Below are 13,593 nucleotides of genomic sequence, written 5' to 3' on the forward strand. Positions count from 1 at the left end.
GTGGAATCCGCCTTGCAAGGACCGCGCGTCCTTGCACATAAGCTTCACCAGGAGGAGACCTGGATGCCTCAATTGGATTGGACGCCCGGCGACACCGTGCCGGATCGTCAGGGTTATTACGAGACGCGGCTCGATACCGGCGGCACCGCGATTTCGCTGTACAGCGTGTTGGGCTGGATGCCCTTGAAGACGCCGGGCAACCTGGTGAGCTGGCGCGCGCTGCCGCCCGCCGTCGAACGCCAGGAAGCCGAACGCCATATACAAGAGATACGCGCCGCACAGAACCACGTGCCGATGGACTACTAGCGGCGCCACGCCACCATACGGCGGGCGCGTGGGGCGGCGCCTTGCAAAGACGAAAACCGCATCTATAATTGCGAATCATTTTCATCTCGTCTTGCTCTCAGGCGGCGACGCCGGGCCGCACCGCCATGCCATCCTCCTCATTTGCCTCTCGTGCAGAGGTGCAGTCCGTTTACCAGGCCCATCACCAATGGCTGCGGGGCGTGTTGCAACGCAAGCTGGGCAATGCGTCGGACGCGGCCGACCTGGCGCACGATACGTCGAGCGCCTGATCCGCGCCAATCTCCGCGAACCGCTCAATGAACCGCGCGCCTACTTGCGCACCATCGCCACCCGTTTGCTGATTGGCCGGGCGCGCCGCGCCGCGCTGGAAGCGGCCTACGCCGAGACGCTGGCGCTGCAGCCCGTGGCCGTCGAACCCTCGGTCGAGGCCCGCGCGCAAGGACATTCCGCAATCCATCACCGTGCTGACGCGGCAGCGGATGGACGACCAGGACATGACCAGCCTGCCGGACGCCGTCAACAACACCGCCGGCATGGTGGGCGTGCAGGGCGTGGGCGCCGGCGTCGCGATCAATTCGCGCGGCTTTCCCGTGGACCTGCTGCAATACGATGGCGTGTCCCTGCTGCGCAACAGCTACAGCCTGGGCAACTGGGAGCAGGATTCGCTGGTGTTCTATGACCGCGTGGAAATCCTGCGCGGCGCGGCGGGCCTCTTGCAAGGCGCGGGCAGTCCCGGCGGTGCGATCAACCTGGTGCGCAAGCGCGGCGGCGCAGAACCCTCGGTGGTCGTGACGGGCAAGGTGGGATCGTGGGATCACTACGGCCTGACGTTGGATGCGGGCGGTCCGCTCAATCAATCGGGCACGCTGCGCGGGCGCGTGGTGCTGGACGAGGACCGCAGCCATTCGTACATCGACTACGTGTGGGACAGGACGCGCAACCTGTACGCCGCGCTGGACTACGACATCACCGAGAACACGACGGTGGGGCTGGGCGTCAGCAACCGGTACAGCAAGTCGCGGCCCATGTTCGTCGGCTATCCCCGTTATGAAGATGGCGGCAGCATCGATCTGCCGCGCTCGACGTTCACCGGCTCGACCTGGAACCGCGCCACCAACGACCAGACCATCTTCAACGCCGACGTCACGCATCGCTTCAACTCCTCGTGGCGCTTCCGGCTGGCCGGCGTGGCGATGGACGAAGACAACACGACTTTGCACCAGCGCGTCGCCGGATCCGTGCAGCGCGACGGGAGCGGCCTGGACTACGGCAATTTCGGCGTGGACTTCACGAGCCGCCAGCGCGGCATGGACATGTCGGTGGCCGGTGACTTCAACGCCTGGGGCATGGCGCAGGAAGTGGTGATCGGCGCCAACTACTCCAAGCTCACGACGAATGACCGGTTCACCCGCTCCTGGGAGAGCGGCGGCAACATCTTCGATCTGGACCATCACCGTCCGTGGCAGGACATTGATTCCATCGTCGCCGCCAGCGGCTACGATTCGCGCAGCGCCTACGACATCCGGCAGAAGGGCATCTACGGCACGTGGCGCGTCAAGCCCACGCAATCGCTGGCGCTGATCGGCGGTGGCCGCGTCGGCTGGTTCGACTACCGCTACAGCGGCGGGGGCGAAGCCACGACGTCATCGACCTCGGGCGAGTTCATTCCGTACGCCGGCATCGTGTATTCGCTGACCGACAACTGGTCGGTCTACGGCAGCTACCCGACGGTGTTTGAGCCGCAGACGCAGCGCACGGTGTCGGGCAGCCTGCTCAAGCCGATCGAGGGCAACAACTACGAGGTCGGCGTGAAGGGCGAGCTGGCGGATGGCCGGGTCAATACCTTGCTTGCGTTGTTCCGCTACGACCACAAGAACCGTGCCGTCAACGATTACGACGCCGGGTTTGCCTGCAACGGCTGGTACTGCTCGCGCGCGGCGGGCAAGGTCCGCAGCCAGGGCATCGAGGCCGAGATCTCCGGCGAAGTGGTCAGGGGGCTGGAGCTGTATGCCGGCTACGCCTACAACACCACCAAGTTCCTGGAGGACCCGGACAACCAGGGCAAGGTCTTCAGCACCTGGACGCCCAAGCACATGCTGCGCCTGTGGGCCAACTACAAGCTGCCGGGCACGTGGAACCGCCTTAGCGTGGGCGCCGGCGTGAACACGCAGACGTCGACGATCAGTTCGGACCGCGAATTCAAGCTGGCGGGATTCACGATCTGGAACGCGCGCGTGGGTTACCAGGCCACGCCGGAGCTGAGTTTCGGGCTGAACGTGAACAACGTGTTCGACAAGAAATACTACGTGCCGTCGTACAACACGCTGTCCAGCAACAACTACTACGGCGAGCCCCGCAATGTGATGCTGACCGTGCGCTACGCGCCCAAGCTCTAAGGACGTCCGCGGCGCCTCGTGTATAACGTCCGGGACGGCGCCACCCGTGCGCGCCGTGCAAGGAGCCGATTTTGCGCGAGTTCGTGGCGACGTTCCTGGATGCCGGCCTGCTGGTGCTGGCGGTGCTGGCCTTTGTGCTGCCGGCGCTGTCGGCGCTGGCTTTGCTGCTGCGCGCCCGCCCGCATCGATTTCCGCGTTTGAACACCCCCGGGTGGCGCCGCGCCGGCGTGGCGGTGCTGTGGCTGCCGTTCATCGTCATGGGGATGTATGGCGGGGTTGCGTGGTGGGCGGCCAGTGTTTACGACCGCTACTATTTCTTCGGCCTGCTGATCTGTTTTGTGTACCTGCTGTTCGCCATGCTGCTGTCGGGGGCGGGGCTGTTCTGGATCCGCACGACGCGGCGCCTGCCGTCTGTCTGAGCACCCGCCGGCTGGGTTTCAGCGCATCAGCGCATGCACCTGGCTCGCCAGTTCATCGAGGGTGAACGGTTTGAGCAGCACCGGCGCACCCGCCGCCGGCACGTTGTCGCCTTCGGCGCTTTCACCGTAGCCCGTGATGAACAGCACCTTCATCCCGGGCCGCAACGTCCTGCCGGTCTCCGCCACCCGTCGTCCATTCACGCCGCCCGGCAAGGCCAGATCGCACACCAGCAGATCGATCCGGGCCTGCGTGGTCAGAAGCTTGAGCGCGCTGGCGCCGTCCGTGGCCTCGATCACGTCGTAACCGATTTCCTTCAGCACCTCGGCAGTGACTTCGCGCACGGCGGGGTCGTCTTCGGCCAGCAGCACCGTTCCGCCCTGCAAGGCGCGCGGCGGCGTGGCGACGGCGGTGTCCGCCGCGACCTCGATCTGGGCGCCGCCATGGCGCGGAAAATACAGATCGATATCCGTGCCCTGGTCCGGCTGCGAACGCACCTGGACATGGCCGCCGGATTGGCGGACGAAGTCGTGAACCAGCGCAAGTCCCAGGCCGGTGCCGCGCTCGGCCGGCTTGGTGGTGTAGAAGGGCTCGAATATGCGCCGCATCGTTTCGGGCGTCATGCCGCAGCCCGTGTCGGACACGCGCAACCGCACGTGATCGCCGGGTTGCAAGCCGCGCTGGCGCGCGCCCTCGGCGTCCAGGGCCACGTTGTTCGTCGCGATGCGTAGTGTGCCGCTTCCGGCCAGGGCGTCGCGCGCGTTCAGGCACAGGTTCAGCAGCGCGTTTTCAAGCTGGTGTGCGTCCACCCAGACCGGCCACAACCCGGGCGCGCAGGCCACGTCCAGCGTGACCGCCGATCCGGCGCTGCGCGCGATCAGCGCCTCCATGTCGGCGATGACGTGGTTGATGTCCACCGCCTTGCGCTCCAGCGGATGGCGGCGCGAAAAATTCAGCAGGCGGCGCGTCAGGACGGCTGCCTTGTCGGCGCCGCTTTTGGCCACCGCGATGTGACGGCCGAGGTCGTCGGTCCGCCCCTGCGTGAGACGCTGGGACAGAAAATCCAGGCTGCCGGAAATCCCCGTCAGCAGATTGTTGAAGTCGTGCGCGACGCCACCCGTCAGCTGGCCGATGGCGTCCATCTTCTGGCTTTGGCGCAGGGCTTCTTCGGCCAGGCGCAGCGCGTCGGCCTGCGCCTTTTCGGCGCCGACCCGGGCGGTGGTTTCAATGACGGTATCGATCATGCCGACGACCTCGCCGTTCTCGTCGTACACGGGGCTGTAGCAGAACGTGAAGTTGGCCTGTTCGGCGCGGCCGTAACGATGGACTTCGAGGGGATAGTCCTCGATGAAGGTGGCCTCGCCGGCGTAGGCGCGTTCGGCGATCGGGCCGATCAGCGACCAGGCTTCGCTCCAGGCCTCGTTGAACGGGCGGCCCAGCGCGTCGGGCTTGGCGCCCAGGATGGGCACAAAGGCGTCGTTGTAGATCGAGATGAGATCGGGGCCCCAGACCAGACAGGACGGGAACCGGGAGGACAGCACCATGCCTGCGGCAATGCGCAGTGAGGCGGGCCAGGCGGAGAGAGGGCCGAGTGGCGTCGCGGACCAGTCGTGCCGGCTGACGCGTGCGCCCATTTCCCCGCCGCTGGCAAGGAACTGAGGCACGGACAGGTCGTTCTGCATGGCGCTCATTGAGTCGGGCGGGAAGGACTCCGATTCTATCCCACCGCCCGCGCACGTGCGCGCGGGCGGCTCGTATAGAATAAAAACAATTCCTATTTGCATATCTGCCGAGGTGCGCCTTGCCTGCGCCGCTATCCCCATCCGCCGACAACGTCACCCAGCTTTATCGCGAACACCACGGCTGGCTCTCGATGTGGCTGCGCAAGAAGCTGGGCAGTTCCTTCGACGCCGCAGACCTGGCGCACGATACGTTTGTGCGGCTGATGGCCGGGCGGCGCCGGGAGGAGACCGGCGCCGAGCCGCGCGCACTGCTTGCCCACATCGCCAAAGGCCTGGTGGCCGACCATTGGCGCCGCCGCGCGGTGGTAGACGCTTACCTTGCCGCCGTGGCGCACGTGCCCGAGGCCGAAGCCCCGTCGCCCGAGGCGCGCGCCCTCATCCTGGAAACGCTGCACGCCATCGACGCTGCCTTGCATTCGCTGCCCGCCCGCACGCGCGAGGTCTTTCTGCTGTCGCAGTTCGACGGCATGGGCTATGACGAGATCGCGCGCAAGCTGCGCGTGTCGCTGTCGACCGTCAAGCGCCATATGCAGGCTGCCTTTGCCGCGTGCCTGATCGCCTATCAGGTGGACGCGTGAGCGAGGCCATCGACCCCGCCATCCTGAATGAGGCGGCCGGCTGGCTGGTGCGTCTGCAGTCCGAAAAGGTGTCCGCGGCGGATCGCGCGGCACTGGCGCGCTGGCGGGCGCGCAGCGCCGACCATGAAGCCGCGTGGCAACGCGCCGAGGCGATGCTGCGCGGCTTTGGCCAGGTGCCGCCGGGGATCGGCGGGCAGACGCTGCGGCAGGCGAACCGCGCCGGACGTCGTCAGGCGGTGCGTGCGCTGGCCGGACTGCTGGTGCTGGGTCCGGCAGCGTGGCTGGGCGTGCGCGAGCTGCCCTGGCGCGAATGGCGCGCGGACCTGCGCACGGCGACCGGCGAGCAGCGCCGCGTCGAACTGGCCGATGGCACGCAACTGGTGCTCAACACGGCCAGCGCCGTCGACGTCGACTACTCCCCGACGCAACGCATGCTGTGGCTGCGCGCGGGCGAAATCCTGCTGACGACGGGACGCGATCCCGCGCCGGCGCCGCGCCCGTTCCTGGTGCAGACGACGCAAGGCGTCCTGCGTGCGCTGGGCACGCGCTTCATGGTCCGCGACGAGGGCGCCAGCGTTCGCGTGGCGGTGTACGAGGGCGCTGTCGAGATCCGGACCGCCCAAGCGGACGCCGGCGCCGTGGTGCTGGCGGCGGGCGAGCAGACCGTCTTCACCGCGAACGGCGTCCAGACGCCGGGGCCCGCCGACGCTTTGGCGGCGTCGTGGGCGGACGGCATGCTGGCCGCGCGCAACTGGCGGCTGGCCGATCTGGTCGACGAGCTGGGACGCTACCGCCACGGCGTGCTGCGTTGCGATCCCGCGGTGGCTGACCTGCGCGTGTCGGGGGCGTTTCCGTTGAACGACATCGAAGCCAGCCTGCGACTGCTGCATAAGACCCTGCCGGTTCGCGTCAGCCGCGTGACCCCGTGGTGGACGACGGTTGCGCCGCGCGCCGCCGTTACAAATTAATCGCCGATCGGCTGACACTTTTTTCCGCTTCGTACGGTGTACCGGGTGAACCGCCGCGACATGCGCGTCACCCCAACCCCTCGAAGGATCGTTTCATGGTTTCCCGACTCTCCCGATCGCCCCGCCTGCCGCGCGGCCTTGCCGTCCTGTCGCCCGCGGCGTCGCTGGTCCGGGCCGCCGGCCTGGGGCTGGCGCTGCTTGCGGCCACGGGAATGCCGGCGGCGACGTTCGCGGCCGAGACAGCCAGCGCCGCGCCGCGCAAGTCCTATGCCATCGCGCCGGGACCGCTGGGCGACGTGCTGGCGCAGTTCGCCGCCAGTGCGGGCGTGCCGCTGTCGTTCGATCCCGCGTTGGTCGCGGGCCAGCGCAGCGACGGTCTGCAGGGCGCCTACACGGTGAGGGAGGGGTTCGCCCGCCTGCTGTCCGGATCGGGCTACGCGCTGGCCGAACAGGGCGGCGGCGCGTATTCGCTGCGCAGGCTGCCGGCGGCCGCCGGCGAGACCACGGTGCTGCCCGCGGTCACCGTCGATGGAGCGGGCATCAGCCCCTCCGCGCTGCCGGCGGAATTTGCCGGCGGCCAAGTGGCGCGCGGCGCGCGGATGGGCCTGTTGGGCAACCGCGACGTGATGGACACGCCGTTCAATGTCACCAGCTACACGTCGGAATTGCTGGCGAACCGTCAGGCCGTGACGCTGGCCGACGCGCTGACGGTGGAGCCGTCCGTGCGCTTTACCGGCCAGATCGGCGGCGTGACCGATTCGTTCTACATCCGCGGCTTTCCCATCGGCGAAGGCAACCTCGGCGAAATCGCCTTTGACGGCGTCTATGGCGTCGCGCCCAACTACCACGTCTTCACCGACTACATCGAGCGCGTGGAAGTGCTGAAGGGGCCGGCGGCGCTGCTGTACGGCATGTCGCCCAACAGCGGCGTGGGCGGCGTCATCAACATGGTGCCCAAGCGCTCGCTGCCCGAGGACCTGACCCGCGTGTCGGCCGACTACGTCGGCGACTCGCAATTCGGCGCGCGAGTCGACCTGAGCCGCCGGTTTGGCGACGCGGGGGAATGGGGCGTGCGGGTCAACGGCATGCAGCGGCAGGGCGACACGCCGCTGGACAACATGAGTTCGCGCACGACCATTGGCGCGCTGTCGCTGGATTACCAGGGCGAACGGTTGCGCGCCTCGCTGGACCTGCTGACGCAGCACGAGAAGATAGACGCGCCGACGCGACCGTTTCTGGTGGCGCCGGGCATTGCCGTGCCGCGTGCCCCGGACGGCCGCCGCAACGCCACGCAACCGTGGGGCTGGTGGAAGTCCGACGGCCAGTCGGCGCTGCTGCGCGTGGAATACGACATCAGCGACCGCCTGACGGTGTTCGCGGACGCGGGCGGCTCGGACACCAGCGTGTCGCGCCTGTCGGACCAGACGCCCACCATCGTGAACGAAGCCGGCGACACCGTGGTGACGCCCAATAACTTCCGTTTCCAGGTCAACCGCAGCACCTACAACGCCGGGCTGCGCGCCAAGCTGGACACGGGGCCGGTGCGCCACGCAATCAGCTTCATGGGCAGCCTGTACAGCGACCGCAATCTGCAGGCCAGCGTGAACGGCACCCCGCTCACGTCCAACATCTACCACCCGATCACGCGTCCGGAGCAGCACATTCCCGCGCCGGCCAACGTGCCCAAGGTGTCGTCGTCGGATCTGTCCGGCCTGGCGCTGGCCGATACGCTCAGCATCCTGGACGAGCGCGCGCAGTTGACGCTGGGCCTGCGCCACCAGCGCATCGAATCGCGCAACTTCAACGGCGCCACGGGTGTGCGGACCGTCAGCTACGACGAAAGCGCGACCACGCCGCTGGCGGGACTGGTCATCAAGCCCTGGCACAACGTCTCGTTCTACGCCAACTACATCGAGGGGTTGAGCAAGGGCGACGTGGCGCCCGCCACCGCCACCAACGCGGGAGAGGTCTTCAAGCCGTACAAGGCCAAGCAGAAGGAAGTGGGCGTCAAGGTCGAGCTGGACAGCGCAATGGTGACGCTGAGCGCCTTCGAGATCACCAAGCCCAGCGGGCAGCTCACGAACGGCGTGTATGCGGCCGATAGCGAGCAACGCAACCGCGGGCTGGAATTGAATGTGTCCGGCGAACCGATGCGCGGCGTGCGCCTGTTGGGCGGCGTGACCTTCCTGGATGGGGAGCTGACGCGCACCAACAGCGCGGCCACGCAGGGCAACCGGCCCGTGGGCGTGCCCACCGTCGCGGTCAACCTGGGCGCCGAGTGGGACACGCCGTGGGTGACCGGGCTGACGTTGACGGGCGGCATGGTCTACACCGGACGCGAATACATCAACCAGGCCAACACGCAGTCGGTGCCGTCGTGGACGACGTTCGACCTGGGCGCGCGCTATGCGCTCAAGGTCCAAGGCCGGGACGTCACGCTGCGCGCCAACGTCGTCAACGTGTTCAACCGCGCCTATTGGTCCGGCGTGGCCTCGTACGGCACGATCTCACAAGGCGTGCCGCGCACCCTCATGCTGTCGGCGTCGATGGACTTCTAAGCGCCGGCAAACACCATGCACACCGGGCTGCCGACAGACAGCGCGTAGCCGTCGTGCGCCAGCATGCCGCTGGCCGGATCGACACGAAACCGCTGCAGCGTGTCGCTGTCTTCGTTCAGCGCGAAGACAAACCGGCCGTCGGGCGACAGCGTGAAAAAGCGCGGTGTCTTGCCGTGCGTGCGGGCGTGCTGCACGGTGGTCAGTCGACCGGTGGATGCGTCCACGCGAAACACCGCAATGCTGTCGTCACCCCGATTCGACGCGTACAGGTGCCGGCCATCGGTGTCCAGCGCAATGCCGGCGGCGCGGCTGTTGCCGGTATAGGTGTCGGGCAGGGTGGACAGCACCTGGAAGGGACGCAGCGCGCCTGCTTCCACGGCATAGGCCGTGACCGTGTTGTCCAACTCGTTGACGACGTACAGCCATTTCCCTGATGGATGAAAGACCGCATGGCGTGGGCCTGCGCCCTCGCGCGACGTCGCAACGCTGGCCGGCTGCGCGCCGATCCCGTGCGCGTCGGCGGAATACAGGAACACCCGGTCCAGCCCCTTGTCCGGCACCGCCACATACTTGCCCGACGGGTCGAGCACGTTGAAATGCGGCTTGGAAAATGGCTGCTCCTTGCGGTGCGGCCCCGGTTCGCCGGCCAGCGGCACCGTCTGCGACACGGCTTGCAGCGCGCCGTCCGCCGCCACGGGCAGCACCGCCAGCGCGCCGGTCAGATGGTTGGACACCATCAGGTAGCGGGCCGACGGCCCCAGCGCCAGATGGACGGGATTGCGGCCCTGGCAGTCCTGCGTGTGCCAGGGTGTCAGCGTGCCGTCGCGCGCATCGCGGCGCAGCGCGCTGACCTCGCTGCTGTCGCCATGCACGGTGTACACCACGGGCAGGGACGGGTGCGGCAGCAGATACGACGGGTTGTGCAGACCGCGGACCACCTGCTTGAGCGTTAGCGTTCCCGTCTCGGGCGCGTAGTCGAACACGCTGATGCCCTCGCCGCGGGCATTGCGTTCCCGGGTGGTCCGGGAACCGATATAGACATGCATGGCGCGAGCCTCTTTTTGCCAGTTGAAAACGGCCGCGCCACGCGCGGCCCTACGAAGTCAGGATGCCGCTGATGCGGGCCAGGTTGTCGAGCGTGCTGCGCAGGTGGGCCGAAAGCGCCTCGGCCGCCTCGTCGTTGCGTTCGCGTTCCAGCAGGTCCAGGATGGCCAGGTGCTGGTCGCAATGCTGCTGGTAGCGGCTGCGGTCCTGCATCGAGCGGTAGGACAGCAGGCGGCGCACACGATTGACGCGTTTGATCGTGTCGATGAAGAACGGATTGCCGGAGGCTTCCACCAGCGATTCATGAAAGCGCACGCCGCGATCGTGGAGCTGGTCGGCGGTGTCGGTGGCGATGCCGCCGTTCAGCAGGTGCATTTCCGCGGCGCGGCAGCGCGCCAGCACGGATTTTTCGATGCGAAAGCCGGGCTCGCGCAGCGCCGCCGGCTCCAGCGCCAGCCGCAGCCGGTAGGACTGCAGCAGGCTGTCGGGCGTCGTCATCATGGACGAGAATTCCCAGCCGTAGCCCGGCCGGCGCTGTGCCCAGCCCTCTTGCGAAATGCGGCCCAGCAGCGCCTGCGTTTGCGCATTGGTCAGCGCGTAGCGCGTGCGCAGCAGCGCTTCGCTGCACTGCATCGGCAATTCGCCGCGCAGCAGTTCATCGGCAAGCGCAAAGTACGTCTGCGTGACGATGTCGTCCGCCGATGGGGGCGTGATGTCGGCGGGGGCTTCGCCCGCGACATCGAAGTCGCGCAGCAGGAAGTACCCGCGGTTGGGCTTGCGCGCCACCACACCGTGCTGCTCCAAAATACCCAGCGCATCGTTGACCGGCGAGCGCGATAGCCGCAGGCGGTCGGCGATCTTCTGCGCGCGCAGGTGCGCGCCCTCCTGCAGACGGTCTTCCTTGATGAGGTCCAGGATCTTCGTGACGGTATTGGTTTGCGCGCTCATGGGTGGCGGACGGCCGATGAAATGGTGTCCGACAGGATAGCGGGAATGACGCCGCCCATCTGCAACAGGCGGATCTCCAGCCGGGTCTCGACGGCCGCGGTGGCGGTCAGCGGCTCGGTCCGGCCATCGGCGCGCAGGATGCGCACGGGGATGGCGGCGCGGGGCGTCAGCGCGGCGGCCTCGGCGTCGATCTCGATCCGGTCGCCCGGCTGCAGCCGCAGCGTCGCGGGCGTAACCCCGTCGGGCAGGCGCAGCGGCAGGATGCCCATGCCGATCAGGTTGGACCGGTGGATGCGTTCGAAGCTGACCGCGAGCACCGCGCGGATGCCCAAGAGCCGCTGGCCCTTGGCCGCCCAGTCGCGCGACGAGCCCGTGCCGAAGCGCGCGCCCGCCACCAGCACGACGGGCTGCGACGCCTTCGCGTAATGCGCGGCGGCGTCCCAGATGGGTTCCAGTCGGCCGCTGGGCGCGTGCAGGGTGTGGCCGACGGGGGCGGAGGGACAGAGCAGGTTGGTCAGGCTCTTGCTGTAGAACGCGGCGCGCATCATGACTTCCCAGTTGCCGCGGCGCGATGCGAATACGTTCAGGTCGTTGCGGTCGTCACCGCGTTCGACCAGGAAGTCCGCGATCAGGCTGTCGGGCGGGATGGCGCTGGCGGGCGACAGGTGGTCGGTCGTGACGTCGTCGCCCACGACGAGCAGCGGATGCGCGGTGTAGCGGCCCAGCTGACTGCCGGCCTCGGTGCTGGCAAAGGGCGGGCGGCGCAGCGCGGTGGACGCGGCGTCCCACGGAAACCGCGCCGACGCGGGCGATTGCAGGGCCTGCCAGGCCGGGTTCGCGCTGGCGATCTTGAACGCGGCGCGATAGTCGTCGGGACGCTGCCCTGCGGCCAGCGCGGCGTCGATCTCGGCTTCCGTCGGCCATAGCTCGGACAGGTGAACCGCGCGCCCGTCGGGCGTCACCTGAACCGGCTCGCGGCTCAGGTCTCTTTCCGCGTCGCCGGCCAGCGCAAAGGCGATGACCAGCGGCGGCGACATCAGGAAACCCAGGTCCAGATCCGGATGGATCCGGCCCGTGAAATTGCGGTTGCCGGACAGCACCGCCACCGGGTGGATGGCGCCGTCGGCCAGCGCGTCCCGCACCACCGGCGGCAGCGGGCCGGAATTGCCGATGCACGTGGTGCAGCCGTAGCCGACGATGTCAAAGCCCACCGCGGCCAGGTCTTCCAGCAGACCGGCGCGCGCCAGGTATTCGGCGGCGGCGGGCGAGCCGGGGCCCAGCGAGGTCTTGACCCAGTGCGGCGGCCGCAGCCCGAACTGGCGCGCCTTGCGGGCCAGCAGCCCGGCGGCCGTCAACAGGCGCGGATCGGACGTGTTGGTGCAACTGGTGATCGCGGCAATGGCGATGGCGTGACGGGGCAGGGCGGACGGCGCGCGCGGCGTGAAATCCAGCGCCGCAAGAACTTCGCGCGTCTGCCAGTAGGGGTGCAGGTCCTGCGGACGCTTGGGTCCGGCCACGTGCATCTGCACGGCATCCAGCGCGATGTCGACCACACGGGTGTAGCGGGGCTCGGCGTCCGGATCCAGCGCGATGCCGGTGCAACGCGCGTAGGCCTCCACACGCGCGATCTGATCTTCGGCGCGGCCGGTCTGGCGCAGGTAGGCCAGCGTTTCGCCGTCGATGGGGAAGTAGCCGGTGGTCGCGCCGTACTCGGGCGCCATGTTGGCCACGACGCACCGGCTGCCGGCCGGCAGCGTGGCCACGCCCGGTCCGAAGAATTCGACGAACTCGCCGGAGACGTGGATGGCGCGAAGGCGCTGGGTGACGGTCAAGGCCAGGTCCGTGGCCGTGACGCCGGGTTGGAGCGCGCCGGTCAGCCGCACGCCGATCACGTCGGGAATGCGCAGAATCGTCGGCATGCCGAACATGACCGTCTGCGCTTCCAGGCCGCCCACGCCCCAGCCCAGCACGCCGATACCGTTGATCATCGGCGTGTGGCTGTCGGTGCCGATCATCATGTCGGGATAGAGGGCGGTGCCGTCGGGGCCGGGCTGCTGGCAGACCACCGTGGCCAGTTGCTCCAGGTTGATCGTGTGCATGATGCCGGTGCCCGGCGGGTGGATGCGCACGTTCGACAGCGCGTTGGAGGCCCAGCGCAAAAAACGGTAGCGCTCGGCGTTGCGCCGCAGTTCCAGGTCCAGGTTGGCTTGCGCGGCATCGCTGCGCGCATAGGCTTCGACGGCCAGCGAGTGGTCCACCGACACGTCCACCGGCAGCACGGGATTCAGTACCGACGGATCGACCCCGGCCTCGGCCAGCGCGTCGCGCATGGCGGCAATGTCGACCAGGGCGGGCGTGCTGGTGGTGTCGTGCATCAGCACCCGGCCCGGCTGGAAGGCGATTTCGGATTCGCTGGTGCCGTGCGCCAGCCAGCCGAACAGCGCGGCGACGGCGGCGCTGCGCTCAGCGCCCTGCATGTTGCGCAGCGCGTTCTCCAGCAACAGGCGCAGCACGACCGGCAGCCGGAAGTAATCCGCGCCGTATGCGGCGGGCAGGTCCAGGCAGCTGTACGAGGCGCCGTTCAGCGTGAATCGTGCGCGGCGGAGCGGGGCATTGGTGTTTTCCATAGCTGCCAG

11 protein-coding genes are annotated in these 13,593 nt (G+C 68.2%); 6 read left to right on the top strand and 5 right to left on the bottom strand.

Going from position 1 to position 13,593, the window contains the following annotated elements:
• Nucleotides 1-63: 63 nt before the first annotated feature.
• Entirely contained in the window at nt 64-306 is a 243-nt protein-coding gene (locus tag B3098_RS16320) for a hypothetical protein (protein ID WP_286897757.1), read from the top strand.
• Between the two features lie 181 nt (nt 307-487).
• On the opposite strand, the gene B3098_RS16325 is transcribed toward B3098_RS16320, so the two are convergent.
• A complete protein-coding gene (locus tag B3098_RS16325) occupies nt 488-802 on the bottom strand; it encodes a hypothetical protein (protein WP_286897758.1) in 315 nt (104 codons plus the stop codon).
• On the opposite strand from B3098_RS16325, the gene B3098_RS16330 reads away from it, so the two are divergent.
• Both B3098_RS16330 and B3098_RS16335 read left to right on the top strand, forming a co-directional pair.
• Nucleotides 801-2,702 carry a TonB-dependent siderophore receptor gene (locus tag B3098_RS16330; RefSeq protein WP_286897760.1) on the top strand — a complete coding sequence of 634 codons (1,902 nt, stop codon included), beginning with the start codon at nt 801-803 and terminating at the stop codon, nt 2,700-2,702. The two genes, B3098_RS16325 and B3098_RS16330, sit on opposite strands and share 2 nt — an antisense overlap.
• Before the next feature lie 71 nt (nt 2,703-2,773).
• Complete coding sequence (locus B3098_RS16335; RefSeq protein ID WP_279970843.1) at nt 2,774-3,121, top strand: hypothetical protein; 348 nt, start codon at nt 2,774-2,776, stop codon at nt 3,119-3,121.
• 18 nt (nt 3,122-3,139) lie between these two features.
• Here B3098_RS16335 and B3098_RS16340 read toward each other — a convergent pair whose 3' ends face one another.
• Nucleotides 3,140-4,801, bottom strand: a complete 1,662-nt coding sequence (locus tag B3098_RS16340; protein ID WP_286897761.1) for an ATP-binding protein — start codon at nt 4,799-4,801, stop codon at nt 3,140-3,142.
• A gap of 119 nt (nt 4,802-4,920) precedes the next feature.
• Here B3098_RS16340 and B3098_RS16345 point away from each other — a divergent pair, with 119 nt between their 5' ends.
• From B3098_RS16345 to B3098_RS16355, 3 genes are all read left to right on the top strand, one after another.
• Nucleotides 4,921-5,439, top strand: coding sequence for a sigma-70 family RNA polymerase sigma factor (locus B3098_RS16345; protein WP_286897763.1), 519 nt, complete (start codon nt 4,921-4,923; stop codon nt 5,437-5,439).
• Nucleotides 5,436-6,407, top strand: coding sequence for a FecR domain-containing protein (locus tag B3098_RS16350; protein ID WP_286897764.1), 972 nt, complete (start codon nt 5,436-5,438; stop codon nt 6,405-6,407). The genes B3098_RS16345 and B3098_RS16350 overlap by 4 nt, the downstream gene beginning before the upstream one ends.
• A 95-nt stretch (nt 6,408-6,502) precedes the next feature.
• The gene (locus B3098_RS16355; RefSeq protein ID WP_286897766.1) at nt 6,503-8,965 is read left to right on the top strand and encodes a TonB-dependent receptor; all 2,463 of its coding nucleotides are present in this window, start codon (nt 6,503-6,505) and stop codon (nt 8,963-8,965) included.
• On the opposite strand, the gene B3098_RS16360 is transcribed toward B3098_RS16355, so the two are convergent.
• The 3 genes from B3098_RS16360 to acnA are packed head-to-tail and all read right to left on the bottom strand — an operon-like array spanning nt 8,962 to nt 13,584.
• Nucleotides 8,962-10,011, bottom strand: a complete 1,050-nt coding sequence (locus B3098_RS16360) for a lactonase family protein (protein WP_286897768.1) — start codon at nt 10,009-10,011, stop codon at nt 8,962-8,964. The two genes, B3098_RS16355 and B3098_RS16360, sit on opposite strands and share 4 nt — an antisense overlap.
• A gap of 49 nt (nt 10,012-10,060) precedes the next feature.
• Nucleotides 10,061-10,957, bottom strand: coding sequence for a GntR family transcriptional regulator (locus B3098_RS16365; RefSeq protein WP_175137681.1), 897 nt, complete (start codon nt 10,955-10,957; stop codon nt 10,061-10,063).
• Nucleotides 10,954-13,584 carry an aconitate hydratase AcnA gene (gene acnA, locus B3098_RS16370; protein WP_286897773.1) on the bottom strand — a complete coding sequence of 877 codons (2,631 nt, stop codon included), beginning with the start codon at nt 13,582-13,584 and terminating at the stop codon, nt 10,954-10,956. The genes B3098_RS16365 and acnA overlap by 4 nt, the downstream gene beginning before the upstream one ends.
• Nucleotides 13,585-13,593: the final 9 nt, after the last annotated feature.

The organism is Achromobacter sp. UBA2119 (assembly GCF_002331005.1).
GTDB classification, from domain to species: Bacteria; Pseudomonadota; Gammaproteobacteria; order Burkholderiales; family Burkholderiaceae_B; genus Achromobacter; species Achromobacter animicus.